General features: G+C 63.9%; 21 protein-coding genes. 13 read left to right on the top strand and 8 right to left on the bottom strand.

The genetic code is table 11. From position 1 onward, the window contains the following. Nucleotides 1-29: 29 nt before the first annotated feature. The 5 genes from ATN00_RS02695 to ATN00_RS02675 all read right to left on the bottom strand — a co-directional run bounded on the left by ATN00_RS02695 (nucleotide 30) and on the right by ATN00_RS02675 (nucleotide 7,138). Nucleotides 30-485 carry a hypothetical protein gene (locus ATN00_RS02695; protein ID WP_231746370.1) on the bottom strand — a complete coding sequence of 152 codons (456 nt, stop codon included), beginning with the start codon at nucleotides 483-485 and terminating at the stop codon, nucleotides 30-32. 81 nt (nucleotides 486-566) lie between these two features. Further along, nucleotides 567-1,259 carry an energy transducer TonB gene (locus ATN00_RS02690; protein ID WP_062061797.1) on the bottom strand — a complete coding sequence of 231 codons (693 nt, stop codon included), beginning with the start codon at nucleotides 1,257-1,259 and terminating at the stop codon, nucleotides 567-569. Nucleotides 1,260-1,412: 153 nt separating this feature from the next. Further along, nucleotides 1,413-2,678, bottom strand: a complete 1,266-nt coding sequence (locus ATN00_RS02685; protein WP_062061782.1) for a DUF445 domain-containing protein — start codon at nucleotides 2,676-2,678, stop codon at nucleotides 1,413-1,415. 58 nt (nucleotides 2,679-2,736) lie between these two features. Then, nucleotides 2,737-5,901: an efflux RND transporter permease subunit gene (locus ATN00_RS02680; RefSeq protein WP_062061779.1), complete on the bottom strand. Its 3,165-nt coding sequence runs from the start codon at nucleotides 5,899-5,901 to the stop codon at nucleotides 2,737-2,739. 64 nt (nucleotides 5,902-5,965) lie between these two features. Then, complete coding sequence (locus ATN00_RS02675) at nucleotides 5,966-7,138, bottom strand: efflux RND transporter periplasmic adaptor subunit (RefSeq protein WP_062061776.1); 1,173 nt, start codon at nucleotides 7,136-7,138, stop codon at nucleotides 5,966-5,968. A gap of 193 nt (nucleotides 7,139-7,331) precedes the next feature. Here ATN00_RS02675 and ATN00_RS02670 point away from each other — a divergent pair, with 193 nt between their 5' ends. Beyond that, nucleotides 7,332-7,580: a GlsB/YeaQ/YmgE family stress response membrane protein gene (locus ATN00_RS02670; RefSeq protein ID WP_062061773.1), complete on the top strand. Its 249-nt coding sequence runs from the start codon at nucleotides 7,332-7,334 to the stop codon at nucleotides 7,578-7,580. A 92-nt stretch (nucleotides 7,581-7,672) separates the two neighbouring features. Here ATN00_RS02670 and ATN00_RS02665 read toward each other — a convergent pair whose 3' ends face one another. The 3 genes from ATN00_RS02665 to ATN00_RS02655 all read right to left on the bottom strand — a co-directional run bounded on the left by ATN00_RS02665 (nucleotide 7,673) and on the right by ATN00_RS02655 (nucleotide 8,815). Continuing rightward, nucleotides 7,673-7,927: a GlsB/YeaQ/YmgE family stress response membrane protein gene (locus ATN00_RS02665; RefSeq protein WP_062061769.1), complete on the bottom strand. Its 255-nt coding sequence runs from the start codon at nucleotides 7,925-7,927 to the stop codon at nucleotides 7,673-7,675. Nucleotides 7,928-8,112: 185 nt separating this feature from the next. Further along, on the bottom strand, nucleotides 8,113-8,412 hold the full coding sequence (gene sciP / locus ATN00_RS02660; RefSeq protein ID WP_062061767.1) for a CtrA inhibitor SciP: 300 nt from the start codon (nucleotides 8,410-8,412) through the stop codon (nucleotides 8,113-8,115). A 61-nt stretch (nucleotides 8,413-8,473) separates the two neighbouring features. Next, the gene (locus ATN00_RS02655; protein ID WP_062061764.1) at nucleotides 8,474-8,815 is read right to left on the bottom strand and encodes a hypothetical protein; all 342 of its coding nucleotides are present in this window, start codon (nucleotides 8,813-8,815) and stop codon (nucleotides 8,474-8,476) included. A 139-nt stretch (nucleotides 8,816-8,954) separates the two neighbouring features. Between ATN00_RS02655 and mnmA the strand changes: the two genes are divergently transcribed. From mnmA to ATN00_RS02590, 12 genes are all read left to right on the top strand, one after another. After that, nucleotides 8,955-10,061, top strand: coding sequence for a tRNA 2-thiouridine(34) synthase MnmA (gene mnmA, locus ATN00_RS02650; RefSeq protein ID WP_062061760.1), 1,107 nt, complete (start codon nucleotides 8,955-8,957; stop codon nucleotides 10,059-10,061). A gap of 41 nt (nucleotides 10,062-10,102) precedes the next feature. Continuing rightward, the gene (gene hisG / locus ATN00_RS02645; RefSeq protein ID WP_062061758.1) at nucleotides 10,103-10,765 is read left to right on the top strand and encodes an ATP phosphoribosyltransferase; all 663 of its coding nucleotides are present in this window, start codon (nucleotides 10,103-10,105) and stop codon (nucleotides 10,763-10,765) included. Further along, the gene (gene hisD / locus ATN00_RS02640) at nucleotides 10,755-12,044 is read left to right on the top strand and encodes a histidinol dehydrogenase (protein ID WP_062061755.1); all 1,290 of its coding nucleotides are present in this window, start codon (nucleotides 10,755-10,757) and stop codon (nucleotides 12,042-12,044) included. The genes hisG and hisD overlap by 11 nt, the downstream gene beginning before the upstream one ends. A gap of 33 nt (nucleotides 12,045-12,077) precedes the next feature. After that, nucleotides 12,078-12,524: a transcription antitermination factor NusB gene (nusB, locus tag ATN00_RS02635; RefSeq protein ID WP_062061752.1), complete on the top strand. Its 447-nt coding sequence runs from the start codon at nucleotides 12,078-12,080 to the stop codon at nucleotides 12,522-12,524. Nucleotides 12,525-12,578: 54 nt separating this feature from the next. Beyond that, the gene (thiL, locus tag ATN00_RS02630) at nucleotides 12,579-13,493 is read left to right on the top strand and encodes a thiamine-phosphate kinase (RefSeq protein WP_062061749.1); all 915 of its coding nucleotides are present in this window, start codon (nucleotides 12,579-12,581) and stop codon (nucleotides 13,491-13,493) included. Between the two features lie 229 nt (nucleotides 13,494-13,722). Beyond that, nucleotides 13,723-15,846: a sodium-translocating pyrophosphatase gene (locus tag ATN00_RS02620; RefSeq protein ID WP_021244488.1), complete on the top strand. Its 2,124-nt coding sequence runs from the start codon at nucleotides 13,723-13,725 to the stop codon at nucleotides 15,844-15,846. Nucleotides 15,847-15,975: 129 nt separating this feature from the next. Next, nucleotides 15,976-17,100: an 8-amino-7-oxononanoate synthase gene (locus ATN00_RS02615; RefSeq protein WP_062061744.1), complete on the top strand. Its 1,125-nt coding sequence runs from the start codon at nucleotides 15,976-15,978 to the stop codon at nucleotides 17,098-17,100. After that, nucleotides 17,097-17,717, top strand: a complete 621-nt coding sequence (gene bioD / locus ATN00_RS02610; RefSeq protein ID WP_062061741.1) for a dethiobiotin synthase — start codon at nucleotides 17,097-17,099, stop codon at nucleotides 17,715-17,717. The genes ATN00_RS02615 and bioD overlap by 4 nt, the downstream gene beginning before the upstream one ends. 130 nt (nucleotides 17,718-17,847) lie before the next feature. Then, a complete protein-coding gene (locus tag ATN00_RS02605; RefSeq protein ID WP_062061738.1) occupies nucleotides 17,848-19,902 on the top strand; it encodes a M13 family metallopeptidase in 2,055 nt (684 codons plus the stop codon). A gap of 104 nt (nucleotides 19,903-20,006) precedes the next feature. Then, on the top strand, nucleotides 20,007-21,827 hold the full coding sequence (locus tag ATN00_RS02600; protein WP_062061737.1) for a cation:proton antiporter: 1,821 nt from the start codon (nucleotides 20,007-20,009) through the stop codon (nucleotides 21,825-21,827). Further along, complete coding sequence (locus tag ATN00_RS02595) at nucleotides 21,824-22,447, top strand: OmpA family protein (RefSeq protein ID WP_231746369.1); 624 nt, start codon at nucleotides 21,824-21,826, stop codon at nucleotides 22,445-22,447. The genes ATN00_RS02600 and ATN00_RS02595 overlap by 4 nt, the downstream gene beginning before the upstream one ends. A gap of 32 nt (nucleotides 22,448-22,479) precedes the next feature. Beyond that, nucleotides 22,480-23,775 carry an adenosylmethionine--8-amino-7-oxononanoate transaminase gene (locus tag ATN00_RS02590; protein ID WP_062061734.1) on the top strand — a complete coding sequence of 432 codons (1,296 nt, stop codon included), beginning with the start codon at nucleotides 22,480-22,482 and terminating at the stop codon, nucleotides 23,773-23,775.

Here is a 23,775-nt window from a genome sequence, read left to right as displayed (position 1 = left end):
TTTGCCATCGGCAGGCGGCATCATGGCGCTCAGGGCTGGGCCGCTCCCGTTGCGGGCTGTTGCCCCGCTTCGGCCTTGGCAAGCCGCGAATCGAGCTGGGCGTTGATCTGTTTCAACGCTTCCTGGCGGCGGGAACGGTTGCGCGCTTCATCCTCGCGCCAGTCGATGCCGAACATGTCGGCGACATGCTGCATTTCCTTTTGTTTCGTCTCCAGCGCCGCTTCCCTTTTGGCCAGTTCCATCTTCTGTTGCAGGATGATCGCGGCATCCGACCGGTTGGTATCCCAACTCTGCACATAGATGATCTGGTTGCGCGTCGGCATGGTGTTGGTGTTCGCGTCCAGCACGAACACCCATATGATCAGCCAGGTGATCGCGACGGACAGGCCCAATATCGGCCATTTATGCGGACGTTGCGCGCGGAAATAGCTCCACAGGTCGTGGAGCGCGCTCCTTGGAGAAGCCGGACGGGGGAAAATCGCCATCGCGCTCATATAGGACAGGAGCGGCCCGGATGCAAAAGGCAGTGAAACCGGTTTTTGCATCCGGGCGGCATCGCGTCCCGTTCAGTTGTTCTGCAAGCGGAAATGCACGGTCAGCACCTTGCTGCTGGCGACTGGGACGCCATCGCGAGTCGCCGGGGCGAACCGCCATTTCCGCAGGGCATGGCGCTGCGTCGCCAGCCAGAAGGCGTCGTCCGAGGCGGAAAGCCGCTCGATAGCGGTCACCCGGCCGTTCGCGCCGATCGTCACCCTGACCTTCACCGATCCTTCGATCCCCTGCCGGATCATCGTGCCCGGATAATCGGGCTGGAAGGCGGCAAGCGCCTTCGGATCGATGGCCGCATCGACGAAAACGGGCAGGGCGGGCGGGTCGGCGGGCGGATTCATGCCACCGCTCACCATGCTGCCGCCGTCCCCTTGCGACGGGCCATCCGTTCCGGTCAGGGCGTCGTTGAAACCGCCCAGCGGGACAATCGTCTCCGGCGCGGTGGGCCGTTCCATGGTGGGCTGACTAGGCTTGATGTCCGTCTGCTCCGGCGGCGCGATTTCGGGTGGCGGCGCATCCAGGGGAATGTTGGTTCCCTGCAAGGTGGTGGGAATGAATGTTGTTATCATCTCCCTGGGCATCAGCAGGATCGCGCCCACGACGATCGCATGGACCGCGATGGCGCCGCCAATGCCGATGGGTGATCGCCTGCTGCCGCGATAGCCGGACATGGTTGCGCCGCTCGCCGGTCCCATTGTAATCGAACCCATGACTGCATCCTCTTCCTCGACATGCCTCTTTTTGAGGCTGTGTAACATTACACCATATCATAATGATATGTTGCAACATTAATTTTCGGTCGAGCGACTGAAACCGCGTTCCCTTCTATGACTCCCTCTGGACTTCACACAACCAAGGCTCTGCTAGAACAGACTGTCGATGGCGTGGATCGCCAGCCCCACCAGCCCGCCCACCAACGTGCCGTTGATGCGGATATATTGCAGGTCGCGACCCACGGCATTTTCCAGACGGCTGGTAACCGTGCCCGCGTCCCAGCCCCGTACCGTTTCGCTCACCAGCTTGACGATCGAATCGCCATAGCTGGCCGTGGCGCCGACCGCTGCCCGTCGTACAAAGCGGTTGATCGGTCGCCGCAGCCGCTCTTCGCTCTGAAGCGTCTCGCCAAGTTGCTTGAGCGCCTCGCCCAACCGCCCTGCCATGGCCTTGCCCGGATCGCGCACCGCCCGCAGCATCCCGGCGCGCGCCTGTTCCCACATGCCGTCGATCCAGCGCTGCATGGCGGGATTGTCGAGAATCTCGTCACGGACGCGAGCGACCTTCGCCTGCATCCCGATATCGAACTGCAGGTCGGCGGCCAGCTTTGCCATGCCTTCCTCCGCCTTCAGGCGCAGACCGTGGCCCGGATCGTCCGCCATGTCGGCCAGCAGCTTTCGCAGCCCGTTCAATATAGCGCTGGCAAGGTTTTCATCCAGTCCGGTCCAGCGCATGATCTTGCCTGCGCGTTCATGCACCATCTGGCGGATGAGATGCTCATTCCCTTCCAGCGTCCGGTCGGCCCATCGGATGATGCCGTCCATTACGGGCGCGTGCCGCCCGTCGCGCATCGCCGCTTCCAGTGCCTGTCCGATCAGAGGGGCAAGGTTGACTGCGCGCAGCCGCTGGCCGATCGCGCCCTTGACCATGCCGCCCAGCCGTTCCTGGTCCAGCGTCTCCAATATCTCGGCCGCCAGCCGCGACGCGCCTTCGCGCAAGCGTCCGTCCCCACCGGAGGGGCTGGCAAGGAATCGTCCGGTCGCCGCCGCCACATCCAGCCCCCGCATCCGCCGCGCCACGACGGCGGGGGTCAGGAAATTGTCGCGCAGAAAGAGGGCCAGCGTGTCTCCGATCCGGTCCTTGTTGCGGGGGATGATCGCGGTGTGGGGGATCGGCAGCCCCATCGGATGGCGGAACAGAGCCGTCACCGCGAACCAGTCGGCCAGACCGCCGACCATGGCCGCTTCGGCGAACGCCTGGACGAAGCCGATGGCGGGATGCAGGTGGACGCTGGCGCGGGCGGCGAGGAAAAGCGCCGCCATGAGCAGCAACATGCCCGTTGCGACCAGCCGCATGTTGCGGGCCGGATGGGCTGGCATATCGCTCAGGGGCCGGGTCACGCGGAGCAGCTTCATGGCTCTCCAACGGTTACGCCACCGTTTCGTTCAGGCAAGCCCTTCTTTTTGTATCCGTTCACTCGGCTGGCTGGGTCTGGCCGGCATGGGCCTTGTCGTCGCCCGTTTTATAGGTCAGCAGCCGTCGGCTCAGGCGCGGGCCGATCCATTGTTCCGCGCCCAGCGCCAGGCTGAACGTTGCGGGCACGATCACCAGCGTGAGCAGTGTCGAGAGCAGCAGGCCGCCGATCACAGTAACGCCCATGGGCGCACGCCATGCGCCGTCGCCGCCCAGGGACAGGGCCGTGGGCACCATGCCGGCCACCATCGCGACAGTTGTCATCACGATGGGCTGCGCGCGCTTGTGGCCCGCGTCCACGATGGCTTCGAACTTCGGCACGCCCTTTTCCATTTCCTCCAACGCGAAGTCGATGACGAGGATGGAGTTCTTGGCGACGATCCCCAACAGCATCAACAGGCCGATGAACACCGGCATGGATAGTGGATTGCCTGTCAGATGCAGCGCCAGCGCGCCGCCCAGAGGCGCCAGCAGCAGCGATCCCAGATTGACGAAGGGCGGCATGATCCGCTTGTAGAGCAGGACTAGCACCGCCAGCACCAGAAGGATGCCGGACACCACCGCGATGACGAAATTCACGAGCATTTCCGCTTCGAACTTGCTGTCGCCTGCGTTGATTTTCTGCACGCCCTGAATCTTGCCCTCCAGCACCGCCTTCATGGTGGGCAGGGCATTGATCTTCGCCGTGGCCTGGCTGGTCACGATGCCCGGCGCCAGGTCCGCGCCGACCACGACGCGGCGGATCTGGTTATAGCGCCGGATCTGCGTCGGGCCGGAGCCGAATTCGATGTCGGCGACGACCTTAAGGGGGACCGAACCGCCGCTCACCGTGGGCACAGGCATGTTAGCGATCGTGGCCATGTCCCGGCGGCTGCCCTCCTGCACGGCGACGCGGATCGGGATTTGACGGTCCGACAGCGAGAATTTCGCGGTGTTCTGGTCGATTTCGCCAATGGTGGCGACGCGGATGGTGTTACTGAGCGCCGCGGTCGTCACGCCCATGCTGGCGGCAAGGTCGAAGCGTGGCTTGATGACGATTTCGGGCCGCTGCATGTCGCCATGGACGCGCGGTGCGCGGATTTCGCGGATGCCCGCCATTTCCGAAACCAGCTTGTTGGCGGTATTCTCAAGCAATGCGGGATCGTCGCTGCCCATCATGATGACGATGTCGCGACCGAAACCGCCCCCCGACTGTGACTGGAAATTGACGCGCGCGTCAGCGATCTGCTGGAATTTGGGCGCGACCTTTCGTTCCCATTCGACCGACGATATTGGCCGGTCCTTCCGCAGGGTGAGGAAGATTTCCGCCTCGGTCGTTTCGATATTGGCAAAGGCCGCTTCGACGACATCCTTGTCTGCCGCCAGCATGTCCGCGACGCGGCGCGCGACCGCGGTGGTCTGCTGCAAGGTGCTGCCGGGCACCGTTTCGATCTGCACCTGGCTGAAGTCGGTGTCCATCGTGGGTTGGAAGGCCATGGGCAGCGTTCCGAAAGCGACAATCGTCGATAGCAGCGCCAGCAAACCGATGGCGACGGTCCAGAGGCGATGATCGCGCAGCCATGCGGTATGACGCGCCATGCCGCCCTTGGCGCGATGGGCTATGGCGCGCCGTTGATCCAGCGACCAGCGCAGCACGGCCATATAGCGATCCATCAGCCAGCCCTCGCCATGGCTTTCCTCGCCATGGGCCTTCAGGAAATAGGCGGCGATCATGGGCGTGACCAGACGCGCCACGGCAAGGCTGAGCAGCACCGCGACCACGACGGTCAGGCCGAATTGCTTGAAGAACTGGCCGGACAGGCCCGGCATCAGACCGACCGGGAGGAATACCGCCACAATCGCCATCGTCGTCGCCAGCACCGCAAGGCCGATCTCGTCCGCCGCGTCTATCGCTGCCTGATAGGCCGTCTTGCCCATGCGCATGTGGCGGACGATATTCTCGATCTCCACGATGGCATCGTCGACCAGCACGCCTGCAACGAGGCTCAGCGCCAGCAGCGAAATGCTGTTCAGCGTGAAGCCCATCATGTCCATGAACCAGAAGGCCGGGATCGCCGACAGGGGGATGGCCAGCGCGGATATCATCGTCGCGCGCCAGTCGCGCAGGAACAGGAACACGATGACGACCGCCAGCACGGCGCCTTCGATCATCGCCTGCATGGCGGAATGATACTGGTCCTTGGTGTAATCGACGCTAGTGTAGAGCTGCTTGAAATGGACCTTGGGATTTTCCTTTTGCAGCGTGTCGAGAATCTTGATCGCTTCGTCATAGACGGTGACGTCGGACGATCCCTTGGCCTTTTCCAGACGGAAGCTCGTCACCTGCCGTCCGTTCATCAAAGCGAGCGAGCGTTGTTCGGCATACATGTCGCGCACTGCGGCCAGATCGGCCAGCTTTACCGTCCGTCCGCCCGAAATGCCGATTTGCGTTTGCCCCAGCGCGTAGGCATCCTTTGCGTTGCCAAGCACGCGGATGGCCTGCTCTGCTCCAGCGATTTCGGTGCGGCCGCCCGCGGCGTTCAGGTTTACCTGCTGTAATTGCTGGTTCACCTGAGCCGCGGTCACGCCGTGCGATTGTAGCTTGGCGGGGTCGAGTATGACCCGGATTTCCCGGCTGACGCCCCCGCCGCGCGTGACCGCCGCCATGCCTGGTACAGCCAGCAATCGCTTTGCCACGGTATTGTCGACATACCAGGACAATTCTTCCAGCGTCATGTCGGTGGCTTCCGCGCCGAAATAGGCGATCGGGCCGCCATCGATGTCGACGCGTCTGACCTGCGGTTCCAATATGCCTTCCGGCAGGTCGCTGCGGATTTGATCCACGGCGTTCTTCACGTCGTTGACGGCGCGGTCGACCGGCGTGCCGATCTCGAACTGCACATTGGTGAGCGATTGACCTTCCGACACTACGGAGGTGATTTCATCGACCCCGCTGATGGCGCGGACGGCCGCCTCCACGCGTTGCGTGACCTGCGTTTCCAGTTCGGTCGGTGCGGCGCCGGGCTGAAGCACCGTGACGCTGGCCATCGGGAAGCTGATGTCAGGCTGCTGGTTCACGTCCATGCGGCTGAAACTGACGAGACCCGCCAGCAATAGCGCCACGAACAGCACGATCGGCGATGTAGGGTTGCGGATAGCCCAGGCGGAGATGTTGCGAAAACTCATGACGGCCTTTCTCGCCGGACTGATCCTGCTGTCGGACAGCGGTTTGCGAACCGCCGCCGCTGTATCACTGTGTCTTGCGGAATTCCGGCTTCACCTTCTGCTTCGGGGTCAGGAAGGCGCCCGCCGTTTCCACGATCCGTTCACGGCCCGTCAGGCCGCTTTTCACCGACACGCCCGTATCGGATACTTGGCCCACGATGACATTGCGACGTTCCACCTGATTCCTGCTGTCGATGATATAGACGTAATTGCCTTTGTCGTCGCTTTGCACCGCCGATTCGGGGAGAAGGGGGGACTGACCCGATCCGCTCACGATCGTGGCGGAAGCGAATCCGCCGGGACGGATCGCGGCATTATAGGCAACGGCGATGCGGGCGATGCCCTGCCGGCTTTGCGGATCGATCACCGGCGATACCTGCCAGACCCGCCCAGCGAACTGCGCGGAGCCGCCAACTGGCTTCACCATGGCGCTGTTGCCCGGCCGCAGCGTCGCCAGATCGTCCTCGCTGACCTGCGCCAGCATTTCCATTTCGCCGCCCTTGGCCATGCGGAACAGCACGCCGCTGCCCGCGCCGACGATCTGGCCCGGCTCTACGTCCCGCGTCAGCACCAGCCCGGCGGCGGGCGCGCGAATGTCCAGCCGTCCGTTGCGCGCGCGCTGTTCGGCCAGTTGCGCGACAGCGACGTTCACGCGGGCCTGCGCGGCATCGCGGGTGGCCGTGCGCTGGTCGATATCCGCCTGGCTGATGAAGCCGCGCGCCACTAGCGCCTTGGCACGATCCAGTTGTGCCTGGGCGAGCTTAGCGTCGGCGCGCGCCACCTCTATCTGCGCGGCCAGCGAACGCGCCTGCTCGGTCTGCACGGAGCGTTCGATCACCGCGAGCGTCTGGCCCGCGCGCACCCAGTCGCCCGGTTGCACCAAAACCTGCCGCACTTCCCCGCCTTCGCCGATGACGCCGACCGGCATTTCGACGCGGGCCGCCAGCGAGCCGGTCGCGTTGACGGTGCGTTCGACGTCTGACGAACCCGGGCTGATGACGGTGACGGCTGGAATGGTCTGTGCAGCAGAATCGTCGCCTGCTGCCGGTTTTCCATGCATCGACAGCCAGAGCGCCAGAATGATGAGGGCGATGGCTGCGCCCGCTGCGATCGGCAGCCACCGGCGCCCGCCGGGCTGAATCGACCCATCGTCGACAAGCGCGGCGTCCTCGCTCGCCAGCGGAGTTTCGTAATTCATGCCGATTCCATCTCTCCGGCGCGGTGCCTGTTTCGGGGCGCTGTATTATATGAATATATCACTGGTCTCAAGCCCCAATATCATGGGATAAGAGCGGTCGGCAAAGCGATTCTCGACAGCGGCGGAACCTGCTCTTGCAAGAGGTCGCGGGCGTGATGCAATCGCTTTGGTGAAGGGGCGGATGGAGGCGCATATGGAATTGATGGGATGGATTCTCCTCGGCTTGCTGGCTGGAGCGGTGGCGCGGCTCATCATGCCGGGCCGCGACCCGGGCGGTTGCATCGTGACGATGCTGCTAGGGACGGCAGGCGCCCTTCTGGCTGGTTATGCCGGGCGGCTGGCGGGCTTCTATGGCCCCGACGAGTCCGCCGGTTTCATGGCCGCTATCGTGGGATCGGTCGTCATATTGGCAATCTATCGCCTGTTCGCGGCGCGCCGCTGACGGAGCGGAAGAGTGACGGGAAAGGGCCGCTCCATCCTCCTAAGCGGGGGATAGAGCGGCCCTTTTTTGCGATCCAAACAGGGTGCCTTTTTTTAACGCACCGATCCGCGTCTTATCAGATTCACGATCGCTAGCAGGATGATCGCGCCGACCAGCGAGACGAGGAAGCTGTATACGGTCAGTCCGTCATTGATCGACCCGCCGCTGAAGATGAGGCCGCCGACGAACGCGCCGACAATGCCGACCACGATGTTCAGCAATATGCCCTGTTGCGCGTCGGTCCGCATGACCATGCTGGCGAGCCAGCCGATGACACCGCCGACGATAAGCCACAAGATAATGCCCATATTTCTCTCTCCTTGCACCAGCGCCCCCAAGCGGGTTGGCTGATGCATTCAACGGAGAAAGCGGCTTTCCGTTCCTTGAGAAAAATTTCGCCTGAAAAACGATTCGCGCATATCGGGAGCGCCTGACATAAAAAAGGCCGCAGGATGCTGTCCCGCGGCCTTTCTTTCCGGTGGAGAGCGCCTGTTCAGTAACGCTGCTGCCGTTCGTAGAGGGATTTATAATATTGGATGCGGGTGACGCGCAGGCCATGCATGCCCGACCGGTCGACCGCGCGCTGCCAGCTTGCGAATTCTTCCAGCGTCAGGTCATAGCGTTTGCACGCTTCGTCCACGCTCAGCAGCCCGCCATTCACGGCGGCGACTACCTCGGCCTTGCGGCGCACGACCCAACGCGTTGTGTTCGCGGGGGGCAGGCTGTCCAGAGTTAGGGGTTCTCCGAGCGGCCCGACGACCTGTGCAGGTCGGATTTTCTGGTTTTCAATCATTCTAACCCTCAAATAGCGGCACTGGCATTGCCGATTTTGGAAAGTGGTTCCCTTATGCGCGTCAGCCCTGAAGATCGGCTAAAGCGCCACGGTAAACACCTCCTTCATCATCCTTGCCTCCCCTTAACCGGCTTGCGACCAGCGGGTTGAAGCTGCCCCCAAGGTGAACGGCCTCGATCATGCCGCCGGAACGTGGCGCGAAGATTCCCGCCAGTTCCTGAACCCAGTCCTGCATTCCCTCCTGCCCCCGCAAAAGGCCCGCCACGGCCTGTGCCGTCGGGCTGGCGGCCTGCGCCGCAGCCGATGTGGCGCGAAGCAGGGGCCATACCGGCACATGCGGCAGGCTGACGGGTCTGGCGTTGGCGGAACTGAACCCGCCGCCTCGAATGAATCCCAAGTCCATGGCAGGGGATGTAGAGGGAAAAGGATAAGGCTCGGTAAACCCGCCAACGGTTCGTCGCATGTTTTGCGGGCATGTTTCCGTTGACTGCGAGTGGGAATCCCGCTGGAACCGGAGGGGAAGGGCGACTATATGCGTGCCCATGCAGCCAGAATTCCAGTTGCCGGAGCCGCTCGATGCGCGGCGCATCGTCGTTGCCATGTCCGGCGGTGTGGATTCGAGCGTGGTCGCCGCGCTGGCCGCGCGCACGGGCGCGGAAACCATCGGCGTGACCTTGCAGCTCTACGATCATGGCGCGGCGGTGGGCCGCACCGGAAGTTGCTGCGCGGGGCAGGACATCCGCGACGCGCGCGCGGTCGCCGACCGGATTGGCATAGCGCACTATGTCTTTGATTATGAAAGCCGGTTCCGCGATTCGGTGATCGCCGACTTCGCCGATGAATATATGGCTGGCCGCACGCCCATCCCCTGCGTCAAATGCAATATGGGGGTGAAGTTCACCGACCTGTTCCAGATCGCCCGCGACCTTGGCGCGGACTGCCTCGCGACCGGCCATTATGTCCGCCGGGTGGTCGGGGCGCAGGGCGCGCAGCTGCATCGGGCCGTCGATCCGGCGCGCGACCAGAGCTATTTCCTCTTCGCCACGACTCAGGCGCAGCTTGATTATCTGCGCTTTCCCCTTGGGGGCCTGCCCAAGCCGCAGGTGCGGGAGATCGCGGCGGATCTGGGCCTGTCCGTGGCGTTGAAGCCCGATAGTCAGGACATCTGCTTCGTGCCCGATGGCGATTATGCGAAGATCGTCCGCAAGCTGCGCCCGGATGCGGATGAAGGGGGCGACATCGTCCATGTCGATGGCCGCATATTGGGACGGCACAAGGGCATGATCCATTACACGGTCGGCCAGCGCAGAGGGCTGGAGATCGGTGGCCAGCCCGATCCACTCTATGTGGTGCGGCTCGATGCCGAAGGGCGGCGGGTAATCGTGGGGCCGAAAGCGGCGCTGGCGGTCGACGCTGCGCGTTTGAGCGATATCAACTGGCTGGGTGGTGATTTTACCGGGCCACTCACTGCTAAGGTCCGTTCCATGGCGAAGCCCGTGCCAGCGCGGCTCGACGGTGATCGGCTGGTATTCGATGCGCCCGAATTTGGCGTCGCGCCGGGCCAGGCGGCGGTGCTCTATGCGGGCGACCGGGTGCTGGGCGGCGGCTGGATCGCGGCGACCGAAGCTGCAATGGCGCAGGCTGCATGAGTATTGTTTACTATGTGCCGCGCGGCTAAGGCGCGAACGTCATGACTCGTCCGCTCACATTCGCCATTCCCAAGGGGCGCATCCTCGAAGAAGCGCTTCCCCTGCTTGTCCGCGCCGGTATCGAGCCGGAGGCGGAGTTCCATGACAAGAAAAGCCGGGCGTTGCGCTTCGCCACCAACCGGCCAGACGTTTCGATCATCCGCGTGCGCGCTTTCGATGTGGCCACCTTTGTCGCGCATGGCGCCGCGCAGATCGGCATCGTGGGTTCCGACGTGGTGGACGAGTTCGATTATTCCGAACTTTACGCGCCGGTCGATCTCGCCATGGGCCATTGCCGCCTGTCGGTCGCGGAACCCGCTGGCCTTGCCGATGAAGATGAGGCAGCGATGAGCCATGTCCGCGTCGCGACCAAATATCCGCACCTCACCCGCAAATATTATGAGGCGCGCGGTATCCAGGCGGAATGCGTGAAGCTGAATGGCGCGATGGAGTTGGCCCCGTCGCTCGGCCTGTCACGCCGTATCGTCGACCTCGTATCGTCGGGCGCGACGCTGAAAGCCAACGGCCTGGTCGAAACCAACGTCATCATGCAGGTGTCGGCGCGGCTGATCGTCAATCGGGCAGCCTATAAGATGCGCTCGGCGGAACTCGCCCCTCTGGTAGAGGCCTTCCGCAGGGCCGTGGGAACGAAAGATGCCGCTTAGACTGGGTAGCCAGGATGCGGATTTCGCCGCTGCTTTCACCGCGCTGGTCGATGCGCGGCGTGAGGCGGACGAGGACGTATCGCGCGACGTTTCCGCGATTCTGAAGCGCGTCCGGACGGAAGGCGATGCCGCGCTGGCCGATTATACGGCGCGTTTCGACCGGCATGATTTGAACGTTAGCGGCTGGGCGGTGACGCCTGCCGAATGCCGCGCTGCGCTGGACGGCATTTCAACCGAACTGCGCGACGCGCTGGAACTCGCGACGGCGCGCATCACGGCCTATCATGAAAAGCAGAAGCCGCAGGACGCCGACGGCGTGGATGGCGCGGGCGTGCGCCTCGGCGCGCGGTGGAACGCGGTGGATGCGGCCGGCCTCTATGTGCCGGGCGGGCGGGCCGCCTATCCCAGCTCCCTGCTGATGAACGTCATTCCCGCCAAGGTCGCGGGCGTATCGCGCATCGCTATGGTGACGCCAACGCCGGGCGGGGAGATCAATCCGTTAGTGCTGGCCGCCGCCAGCATCGCGGGGATCGAGGAAATCTGGCGTATAGGCGGCGCGCAGGCGGTAGCCGCGCTGGCCTATGGTACGGACCGGATTAGGCCCGTCGATGTCATCACCGGCCCCGGCAATGCCTGGGTCGCCGAAGCCAAGCGCCAGCTTTACGGTGTGGTCGGCATCGACATGGTGGCCGGGCCGTCGGAGATCGTGGTCGTGGCGGACGCGAAGAATGATGCCGAATGGATCGCCGCCGATCTTTTGAGCCAGTCGGAACATGACCCGACCAGCCAGTCGATCCTCTTCACCGACGATGCGGCCTTTGCCGACGCCGTGGCGGATGCGGTGGAGCGGCAGATTCCCCAGCTTTCGACCCATGCCGTGGCTGAGGCGAGTTGGGCCGCCAATGGTGCGATCATCCTCGTGCGCGATTGGGAAGAGGCGATGCCTCTGGTCGATCGCCTCGCCCCCGAGCATCTGGAACTGGCCGTGGACGATCCCGACGCCCTGTTCGCGCAGGTGCGGCATGCCGGGTCGGTGTTCCTCGGTCGCATGACACCGGAAGCCGTGGGCGATTATGTCGCGGGGCCGAACCATGTGCTGCCGACCGGGCGGCGCGCGCGTTTCTCGTCCGGGCTTTCAGTGCTCGATTTCATGAAGCGCACCAGCTTCCTCAGCCTGGATCAGAGCGCGGTCAGCGCCATCGGTCCCGCGGCCGTCGCGCTGGCGCGGGCGGAGGGCTTGCCCGCCCATGCCGCGTCGGTAGCACTGCGATTGCAATAGTTTCCGTTCGTCCGAACGGCTATGGGAAGATACATGAACGAACGCTCCAAATCCCGCTCCGCTGCACGCCTTGCCGCGGTTCAGGCGCTTTACCAGATCGAGATGGAGGGCACGCCGCTCGCCGCGCTGCTGCATGAATTCCATCAGCATCGCCTCGGCGCGACCATCGAGGATGTGACCTACGCGCAGGCGGAGGAGGCGTTTTTCGATGACATCGTTTCGGGCGTGGACAAGCGCCGGGACGAGATTGATGGCCTGATCGCCGCGCGTCTCAGCAAAGGCTGGAGCCTGAATCGCCTGGACAAGCCGATGCGGCAGATCCTGCGCGCGGGGGCTTATGAACTGCTGGCGCGCAAGGATGTCGCGACCGCCACCGTCATCAGCGAATATGTCGATGTCGCCCACGCCTTTTACGACAAGCGTGAGGCGGGCTTCGTCAACGGCTTGCTGGATGCGGTCGCAAAGGATGTGCGGAAGTAAGGCGGAAGCAGGGAACGTCGCGATTTTCCCAGCGAGGGGAGTTAGGTGTCGCCCATGTCCGCTGAATCCCGCTTCCTGTCGTTGTTGCGCGCGGTCGCAACCGATCCCGCCGCGCGCGGGTTGGCCGACGACGTGGCGCTGCTGGAGATCGGCGGCGTTCGCCTGATCCTGACCAACGACACCATGGTGGAGGGTGTGCATTATCTGCCCGGTGATCCGCCCGCGGACATCGGATGGAAGCTGGCGGCGGTAAACCTTTCCGACCTTGCCGCCAAGGGCGCACGGCCCGCCGGCTGCCTGCTGAGCTATGCGCTGTCAGGGGATGAAAGCTGGGACGCGGCCTTTCTCACGGGGTTGAACGAGGCGCTGAATCGCCACGCCATGCCGCTGCTGGGTGGTGACACGGTGAAGATGCCGTCAGCTGCGCCGCGCAGCTACAGCCTGACCGCCATCGGTGAGGCGACCGGCCCTGTCCCGGCGCGAAGCGGGGCGCAAGCGGGAGACCGGCTCTATGTGACAGGGCCGGTGGGCGATGCGGGCGTGGGGCTGGAACTTGCGCTGGCTTCTGCTGTAGCTGCGGGGCCGCTGGTCGAAGCCTATCGCCGCCCGCGCCCCCGTCTTGCCGAAGGAGCGCTGCTGGCGCCGCATGTCCATGCGATGATGGACGTATCGGACGGCCTTTTGCTGGATGCGTCGCGCATGGCTGCGGCGAACGGGTTGGCCGTGACCATCGATCATATCCCCCTTTCTACCGCGCTGGAAGCTGTTCGGGGCGGCAGCACCGCAACGCAGATCGCCGCTGCGCGGGCGGGGGACGATTATGAACTGCTCTTTGCCCTGCCGGCCGCGATGAAGCCGCCGGTGCGCGCCATTCCCGTGGGCCGCTTTTCGGCGGGAGCGGGCCTGACGCTAATGATCGACGGGGCGGTATTACCTTTGCCCGATCGGCTCGGCTGGGAGCATGACTGAATTTCGGGTCATATCATAACGGGTTGACGCAGCCTTTCCGCTCTGTAGCTTCGCACGATCCTGTTTTCAGCCCGGTTGGACTGCCTGATGTGCGCGACCCTGATGCTGAGTGATGCGGTGCCCGATGCCGGACATGTCTGTTTCCGGCCGCCCGCCTTGACGTCCTTCGCCCGTCCGTCATCCCTGCGGAGCGGTCGATGCATCTCATAATAGGGGGAGAGGAACATCCATGCAGATTGTCTATATCGCCATAGGGTGCGGCCTGCTGGCCGTGCTCTACGGCCTTTTCACCAGTCGTCAGGTATTGGCCGCATCGCCGGGCAATGAAACCATGCAGGCCATAGCGGGCGCGATCCAGGAAGGCGCGAAAGCCTATCTGGGCCGGCAATATACGACCATCGCGCTGGTCGGCATCGTCGTCGCGGCGCTGGTCTTCTTCTTTCTGGGCGTGACATCGGCCGTGGGTTTCCTGATCGGCGCGATCCTTTCGGGCGCGGCGGGGTTCATCGGGATGAACATTTCCGTCCGCGCCAATGTCCGCACCGCCGAAGCCGCGCGCGGCACGCTGCAACAGGGATTGACCGTCGCCTTCCGGGCGGGAGCCATCACAGGGATGCTGGTGGCGGGCCTCGCCTTGCTCGCGATCAGCGTCTTCTACTGGTATCTGACAGGTCCGGCGGGCCATGCGCCCGATGACCGGCTGGTGATCGACTCCCTGGTGGCGCTGGCGTTCGGCGCGTCGCTGATCTCCATCTTCGCGCGTCTGGGCGGCGGCATCTTCACCAAGGCGGCTGACGTGGGCGCTGACCTCGTCGGCAAGGTGGAAGCAGGCATTCCGGAGGATGATCCACGCAATCCCGCCGTCATCGCGGACAATGTCGGCGACAATGTCGGCGATTGCGCGGGCATGGCGGCCGACCTGTTCGAAACCTATGTGGTGACGGTCGGGGCGACCATGGTGCTGACCGCGCTGCTGGTGAGCGGCGTCGACAACGCCTTTCTGCACAAATTGATGGCCCTGCCGTTGATCGTGGGCGGCGTGTGCATCATCACTTCCATCATCGGCACCTATATGGTGCGGCTGGGGGCCAGCCAGTCGATCATGGGCGCGCTCTATAAGGGACTCTGGACTACGGTGATCCTGTCGATCCCGGCGCTGTATTTCGTGACGCAATATACGCTGGGCGATCTTCATACGCCCTTCGGCACCGATCTGGACGGCAATGGCGGCTATACCGGCATGGCGCTGTTCTGGTCGATGATGGTGGGTCTGGCCGTCACCGGCCTGATCGTGTGGATCACCGAATATTATACCGGCACCAATTACCGCCCGGTTCGCTCCATCGCCCGCGCATCGGAAACCGGCCATGGCACCAACGTCATCCAGGGCCTTGCCGTGTCCCTCGAAGCGACCGCGCTGCCGACGCTGGTGATCGTGGTCGGCATCATCGTCGCCTACAGCCAGGCGGGCCTGATCGGCATCGCCTTTGCCGCCACGGCCATGCTGGCGCTTGCCGGGATGGTGGTCGCGCTCGACGCTTATGGTCCGGTGACGGATAATGCGGGCGGGATCGCGGAAATGGCGCATATGGACGACAGCGTCCGGGTCAAGACCGATGCGCTCGATGCCGTGGGCAACACGACCAAGGCGGTGACGAAGGGCTATGCCATCGGTTCGGCGGGCCTTGCCGCGCTGGTGCTGTTCGGCGCCTATACGGAGGATCTGAAGTTCTACAACACGGCGCTGGGCCTTACTGAGCCGGTCGATTTCAGCCTGTCCAATCCCTATGTCATCGTCGGCCTGCTGCTGGGCGCGCTGCTGCCCTATCTGTTCGGCGCGATGGGGATGACCGCCGTTGGCCGCGCGGCGGGCGACGTGGTCAAGGACGTGCGCGACCAGTTCGCCACCAACAAGGGCATCATGGAGGGCACGTCGCGGCCCAACTATGCCCGCACGGTTGACCTCGTCACGCGCGCCGCGATCAAGGAGATGATTATCCCCAGCCTGCTTCCCGTGCTGGCGCCGATCGTCGTCTATTTCGCGATCGCGGCGGTGGCGGGAACGGCCAACGGCTTCGCGGCCCTGGGCGCGTTGCTGCTGGGCGTCATCGTCTCCGGCCTGTTCGTCGCCATATCCATGACCTCGGGCGGCGGCGCATGGGACAATGCCAAGAAATATATCGAGGACGGCCATCATGGCGGCAAGGGCAGCGAAGCCCATAAGGCCGCGGTGACGGGCGATACGGTTGGCGATCCCTATAAGGACACGGCCGGCCCCGCCGTGAACCCGATGATCAAGATCACCAATATCGTCGCGCTGCTGCTGCTGGCGGCACTGGCGCACGGCGTCTGAATAGGGGCGGCCAAGGGGCTGCCGGACTTTCCAGTCCGGTGGTCCCTTGCTGCGCCGCGTTTTCGTGTCCTGAGGGGCGCTTCACGCTATTCTTGCTCCCATAGGGACCGACGCCTATAGGCTCCGGTCATGAACAGCGAACCCCATCGCTCGCAACTGGCCGCGCTGGAATCGCGGGGCCGCCTGCGCCGCCTGATTTCCCGATCTGGTCGCGACTTTGCCTCCAACGATTATCTCGGCCTCTCCTCCGATCCGATCATAGGGCAGGCGGTGGCGGATGCCGTGGGCCGGGGCGTGCCGGTGGGATCGGGGGGATCGCGCCTGCTACGAGGCAACGCGCCCGAACATGAAGGGCTGGAGGCGAAGGCCACCGATTTCTTCCGCACCGAGGCCGCGTTGTTTCTGGCCAACGGGCTGCTCGCCAACATGGCTTTGCTGTCCGCTTTGCCGCAGCGGGGCGACCTGATCGTTGCGGATGAGCTGATCCATGCCAGCGTCCATGACGGCATCCGCCTGTCGAAGGCCGCCGCCGTCTTTGCGCGACACAATGACGCGCAAAGCTTCGCTGACCTCATCGCTGCCTGGCGCGTCGAGGGCGGCAAGGGCCGTGTCTGGATCGCGGTGGAAACGCTCTATTCCATGGATGGAGACATGGCTCCATTGTCCGATCTGGCCGAAATCGCAGCGCGGCACGACGCCATGCTGTTGCTGGACGAAGCACATGCGACCGGCGTCTTCGGCCCGGTGGGCAGGGGCCTTTCGGCCGGGCTGGATGGCCTGCATAATGTCATCAGCCTGCACACTTGCGGTAAGGCGATGGGGGTGGAGGGCGCCTTGATCTGCGGCCCGCGCCTCTATGTCGATTATCTGGTGAACCGTGCGCGGCCGTTCATCTTCTCGACCGCGCCATCGCCGTTGATGGCGGTCGCCGTATCGGCGGCGCTCGACCGGATCGAGGCTGCCGATGACCACCGCCAGCGCCTCGCCGTGTTGCGGCAGGACGCGGCGGAGGCGATCTGCGCGCCGCTGGGCCTTCCGACGCCCCGCAGCCAGATCATCCCGGTCATATTGGGCAAGGACAGCCGGACCATGGAGATCGCGAGCGCGCTGCAACAGGCTGGTTTCGACGTGCGCGGCATCCGCCCGCCGACCGTGCCGCCGGGCACCAGCCGCCTGCGTGTTTCGCTGACGCTCAATGTCGGGCGCGCCGACGTCGTGGCGCTGGGCGAGGCGTTGCAGCAGGTGTTGGCATGAGCGTGTTCGTCGTGACCGGCACCGATACGGGCATCGGCAAGACGGTCTTTTCCGCCGCGCTCGCGGGCGCGCTGGGCGGCTATTACTGGAAGCCGATCCAGGCGGGTATCGATCCGGAAGGCGACAGCGAAACGGTGGTGCGGCTCTCTGCCCTGCCTGCCGATCGCGTCTTGCCCGAAGCCTACCGGTTGAGCACGCCTGCGTCGCCGCATCTGGCGGCGCGGACCGATGGGATAGAGATCGGCCTCGATAGGCTCGCGCTGCCCCGCGTCGATGGCCCGCTAGTGGTGGAAGGTGCGGGCGGCGTGCTTGTGCCGATCAGCGAGACGCTGCTGATGGCCGACCTGTTCGCGCATTGGGGCAAACCCGTAATCCTCTGCGCCCGCACTGGCCTCGGCACGATCAACCACAGCCTGCTCAGTATAGAGGCGCTACGGGGAAGGGGTGTCCCGATTGCGGGAATTGCCTTCGTCGGTGATCCCCATGCGGAAAATGAGCGGATCATCCCTGCGCTGGGAAAGGTGATGAACCTTGGCCGTCTGCCGCACATTCCACAGCTCGACCCGGCCGACCTGGCGGCCGCCTTTGCAAGCGGGATAAAATTGCCCGGCGTCTGATCTCCGCCGAACTGCAAGTCGCAAGCTACTGCTATTTTTCGACAAACGACATGGACAACGGGTTCACCGGCGTTTCAAGTCTCTTGCATGTCGGTCGCCCGAGCGCGGCCTTCAAGCAAGGGAAACAGGCATGAAAAATCTTCTTTTCGGTGCGGCGATGTCGGCGCTGGCGCTGGCTTCTTCGGGTGCGATGGCTGATCCGGCCCCGCAGACGGCGGGCGGTGCCGCAACCGCTGCCGAGACTGGCAAGGCGACCTATGGCAGCTATGGTTTCGACACAGCGGGCATGGACCAGTCGGTAAAGCCCGGCGACGACTTCTACGACCACGCCAACGGCACATGGGCGAAGAACACGCCGATCCCGGCGGACAAGTCCAACTACGGCGCGTTCAACACGCTGGACGACCTGTCGCGCGAACGCACGCGCGGCCTATTGGAAGCGGCGCAGGGCGACCCAGCAAGCAAGATCGGCGCGGCCTATGCCAGCTATATGGACGCCGCCGCCGTGGAGGCGAAAGGCCTTGCTCCGATCAAGCCGTGGCTGGCTGAAATCGGCAAGGTGAAGAACAAGGCCGATTATGTCGCGTTGGCCGCCAAGGCAGCGCGCGCGGGGGTTTCCGGCCCCTTCGGCATCTATGTCGGACAGGACGACAAGGACCCGGAAAGCTATATCCTGACCCTGCGCCAGGATGGCCTCGGCCTACCCGACCGCGACTATTATCTGGAGCAGGACGGCAAAATGGCGGCGATCCGCACCGCCTATGTCGTCCATCTGGAAAAGATGCTGACGCTGGCCGGCGAAGCCAATGCCAAGGCGCGGGCAGAGGCGTTGATGGCGTTCGAAACGGAAATCGCCAGGATCCACTGGAGCCAGATCGACAGCCGCGACGCGGACAAGACCTATAACAAGATGACGCTGGCCGAACTTCAGAAGGCCGCGCCCGGTTTCGACTTCGCGGCCTTTCTGGCGGCCAATAGGCTGAAACCCGAAACGCTGATCGTGTCGCAGCCTAGCGCCTTGACCGGCGAAGCAGCGCTGATCGCCAAGGCACCTATCGGCGTGCTCAGGGATGCGCTGTTGCTGCGGAGCCTCCATGCCTATGCGGATTATCTGCCCGACAGCGTGGCGAATGAGGATTTTGCGTTCTATGGCACCACCCTGTCCGGCACGCCGCAACGGGAGGACCGATGGAAGCGCGGCATCGACTTCCTTAAGGAATCGCTCGGCGAGGAAGTGGGCAAGGTCTATGTCGCGCAATATTTCCCGCCGGAAACCAAGGCGGCAATGGATCAACTCGTCAAGAATGTGATCGCCGCTATGGGCCGCCGGATCGACGGCCTTGCATGGATGAGCGGGGAAGCCAAGGCCCGGGCCCACAAGAAGCTGGCCGCCTTCACGCCCAAAATCGGCTATCCCGAAAAATGGCGCGATTATGCGGGTCTGACGATCGAGCGCGGCGACCTGTTCGGCAATGCAGAGCGGTCGAACGAGTTCGCCTTCGACTATGAAATGAACAAGCTGGGTAAACCGGTCGACCGGCAGGAATGGTTCATGACGCCGATGGAGATCAACGCCTATGCCAATTTTGGCATGGTGGAGATCGTCTTTCCGGCCGCCATCCTGCAACCGCCCTTCTTCGATCCCCATGCCGACCCGGCCGTGAACTATGGCGGCATCGGCGCGGTGATCGGCCATGAACTCAGCCATCATTTCGATGATCAGGGCGCGAAATATGATGAGACGGGCAAGCTCAATCAGTGGTGGACCGACGCCGATGTCGCTGCCTTCAAGGGGCTGACGGACAGGCTGGTCGCACAATATGACGCCTATGAGCCTTTTCCCGGCGCGCATGTGAAGGGAGCCTTCACGCTGGGCGAGAATATCGGCGATCTGGCGGGGTTGGCCGTGGCGCTCGACGCCTATCACGCCTCGCTGGGCGGAAAGCCTGCTCCGGTGATCGACGGGACGACCGGCGACCAGCGTTTCTTCCTGGGCTGGGCGCAGGTGTGGCGGCGTAATTATCGCGAGGCGAACCTGCGCCAGCGACTTGTCACCGATCCGCATGCGCCGTCGCAATATCGCGCCGATATCGTGCGGAACTTCGACGGCTGGTATGATGCGTTCAAGCCCGCGGCGGGCGGCAAGATCTATCTTGGACCCAAGGATCGGGTCAAAATCTGGTAAAAGCGGAAAGGAGCGGCGGCTGCCCGGCGCTCCTTTTATTTCCCCTTTGTAAAGAGGCATTTTTGGGGTGACGCGGTCGAGCCAGTCGGGCTAGCGTCTCCCACATGGAACATCAGGCCCTTGTCATCGCGCTTATCGGTATATTGGGGATTGGCGCGCAGTGGATCGCCTGGCGTACGGGTTGGCCCGGCATCGCGTTGATGCTGGCGGCTGGCGTGATCGCCGGACCTGTCACGGGACTCATCAACCCGGAACATACGTTCGGCGAACTGCTGGAGCCGATGATCTCCATTGCCGTCGCGCTGATCCTGTTCGAAGGGGGGCTTAGCCTCAATTTCCGGGAATTGCGTAAGACGGATGGCGCGGTGACGCGTCTTGTCCTGCTGGGTGCGCCGGTCGGTTGGGTGCTGGGCGCGCTGGCCTGCTATTATGTAGCGGGGCTGGTATGGCCGGTTGCGATCCTGTTCGCGGGCATTCTGGTGGTGACGGGGCCGACCGTGGTCCTGCCATTGCTGCGTCAAAGCAATATCGCAGCCCGCCCACGCGCCATCCTGAAATGGGAAGCCATCGTCAACGACCCGGTGGGCGCGCTTCTGGGTGTCGTCACCTATGAATATCTGCGTCGCATCGGAGAGGGCGGAACGCTGGCAACGGTCGCCGTTTCGCTGATCGCGGCGGCAGTCATAGCGGGGCTGATTGGCTGGCTGGCGGCGCGCGCGGTGGCCTGGGCCTTTCCGCGCGGGCATGTACCGGAATATCTGAAAGCCCCGGTGCTGCTGGTTGCGGTGATCAGCGTATTCGTGCTGTCCAACGCCATCCAGCAGGAAACCGGATTGCTGGCGGTGACGGTGATGGGCATCGCGCTGGCGAACATGCGGTTCGATTCCCTGCGTGATATCCATCCATTCAAGGAGAATATCACGGTCTTGATGATTTCCGGCGTGTTCGTGCTGTTGTCGGCCTCGCTCGACCTTGCCGTGCTGCGGCAGTTTGAATGGCGCTTCGGGGCGTTTCTGCTGGCGCTGTTGTTCCTGGTGCGGCCAGCGACGGTGCTGCTCAGCCTCGTCTTCAGCCCGGTGCCATGGAATGAGCGTCTCTTCATCGCCTGGATCGCGCCGCGCGGCGTCGTGGCGATTGCGATTTCGGGGCTGTTCGCGCTCAGGCTGGACCGGCTGGGCTATGCGGACGGATCGATCCTCGTCACCTTGTCCTTCGCGGTGGTGGTTGCGACGATCCTGGCGCATGGCTTTTCGATCCGGCCGGTCGCGCGCCTGCTCAAGGTGACGGGAGCCAGCGATCGCGGGCTGCTGATCGTCGGTGCGACGCCGTTCAGCCTGAGCCTCGCCGATCAGCTGCGTCAGTTGGACGTGCCGGTAATGATCGCCGACAATAGCTGGCAGCGGCTCGCGCCCGCGCGGCAATCGGGTATCGCTACCTATCACGGCGAAATCCTGGCCGAGGCGACCGAGGAGCGGCTGGACTTGACCCAGTTTCAGGTATTGGCCGCAGCGTCCGACAATGAAGCCTATAACGCCCTGGTCTGCAATGAGTTTGCGCCGGAGGTGGGCCGCGACAATGTATATCAGTTGGGCGACGCCAGCGACGATGAAGACCCTCGTGCCCTGCCTGAATCGTTGCGGGGACGTGCGCTCTTCGGCTCGGGCCTGGGCGTGGAGGATATATTGAATCGGGAGGCGGCGGGCTGGACTTTCCGCAAGACGCGGATCAGCGAGCAGTTCGGTTTTGAAGACGCAAGGGCCGATCTGCCCGACGGGGCGGACATGCTGCTGTTGCTCCGCAAGGCCGGCGCGCTGCGCTTTTTCACCCATGCGTCGCGGCCGACGCCGCAGGTGGGGGATACGATCCTGTCCTATGTGCCACCGGCGCATGGCGTCCATGAAAACGGAAAAGGAGAGGAAGCATGACGATCCGCGCCTTGCTGCCTGCGCTGACCCTGTGTCTGGCTGCGGCGGCTTGTGAACAAAACGGGCCGGAAATCCCCAATTCGGCGCAGGCCGCTGCCGAAAATGCAGCTGTGACCGCCAATGAGGCCGTCAATGCCGCCCAGGCGCCACGGTCAATACTGCGTCCCGAGGTTGTTACTGAGCCGGAGGAGGAAAAGGTCGAACCGGTGCATGCGGCAATCGGCTTCGGTACATCGGGCCTCAAGCTCGACGACGCGGGACGCGGCGCATTGGATGCGCTGTTGGATGCGCCTGCCATGAAGGCGGGTGGTTCGATCACCCTGCGTGGCCATAGCGATACGCGTGGCTCGGACGGCGACAACCGTGTCGCTTCCCGCATTCGTGCGGAAGCGGTGCGGGATTATCTGGTGAAAAAGGGCGTGGCGAAGGATCGCATCACCCTTGTCGCGCTGGGCGAAACCCGACCGATAGCGCCCAACGCGCATGAGGATGGCACCGACGATCCCGAAGGGCGCGCAAAGAACCGGCGCGTCGAAATCGACATCGCGTTGCCGCCGGACGATAGCCCGCCGCCGGTCGTGCCGACGCTTCCTGCCGAAGCAAAGGCACAGAAGGAATAGCCATGGCCGCGCGGCTGCACTAAAGCGCGCGCATGACTTCTCCTGTCTGGCACCCCTTCCACCAGCATGGCCTTGGTGAGCCGATCCCGCATGTCGTGCGGGCGGATGGCGCCATCCTTCATCTCGCTAGTGGCGGGACGCTGATTGACGGCATTTCAAGTTGGTGGGTGACGACGCACGGCCATTGTCATCCCCGCATCGCCGCCGCCATCGCGGAACAGGCCGGGCGGTTGGATCAGCTCATCTTCGCGGGATATACGCACGGACCGGCGGAGGAAGTGGCGCGTGGGCTGATCGATCTGGCGCCCCGCGCGGCGGATCGTGATCCGCTGGCCCATGTCTTTTTTTCCGACAGCGGCTCCACGGCGGTTGAAGTCGCGCTGAAAATGGCGCTGGGCTACTGGCATAATCTGGCGCTCGATGGGCTGGCGCAGCCCCGGCATCGCATCCTTGTTCTTGAACATGGCTATCATGGCGACACGATCGGCGCGATGTCGGTGGGGGAGCGGGGGGTCTATAATCAGGCATGGAGCCCGCTGCTGTTCGATGTCGGCACCATTCCTTATCCCGCTCCGGGGCGGGAGCAGGCTACGCTCGATGCGCTGGAAGCTGCATGCACCGCGCCGGAACTGCCTGCCGCTTTCATTGTCGAGCCGCTGATATTGGGCGCGGGCGGGATGCTGGTCTATCCGGCGCATGTCCTGCGCGATATGGCGGCGATATGTGCGCGCCATGACGTGCTGTTCATCGCGGATGAGGTGATGACCGGATGGGGCCGCACTGGAACGCTCTTCGCCTGTGAGCAGGCTGGCGTTGTGCCGGATATCATGGCCGTGGCGAAGGGCATTACCGGCGGCGCGATCCCGCTTGCGGCCACGCTCGCCACGCCGCGCATTTTCGACGCGCACAAATCGAAGGATCGCGCGCGCCTCTTCTATCATTCGTCCAGCTATACCGCTAACGCCATCGCCTGCGCCGCGGCCGTCGCCAATCTCGCCATCTGGCGGGAAGAGGATGTGTTAGGCCGAATCGCGACACTGTCCGAAGGAATGGCGGCGCGGCTGGCTGAACTGACGCGCCGCCCGGCTTTTGCCAATGCCCGCCAGTTGGGCGCCATCGCCGCCATCGACCTGATCGCGCCGGATGCCGGTTATCTGTCCGATCTCGCCCCGCGCCTGCGCGCCTTTTTCCAGGAACGTGGCCTCTTGCTGCGTCCATTGGGCAACACCATCTATCTGATGCCGCCTTATTGTCTTGATGCGGACCAGCTCGATCGTGTCTTTGCAGCGCTCGCCGATGCGGGCGAACGCTTCGGCGTGCGGAGTTGA

Origin of the sequence: Sphingobium baderi (assembly GCF_001456115.1) — a bacterium.
Lineage (GTDB): Bacteria > Pseudomonadota > Alphaproteobacteria > Sphingomonadales > Sphingomonadaceae > Sphingobium > Sphingobium baderi_A.
This window is presented reverse-complemented; position numbering and strand designations above follow the sequence as displayed.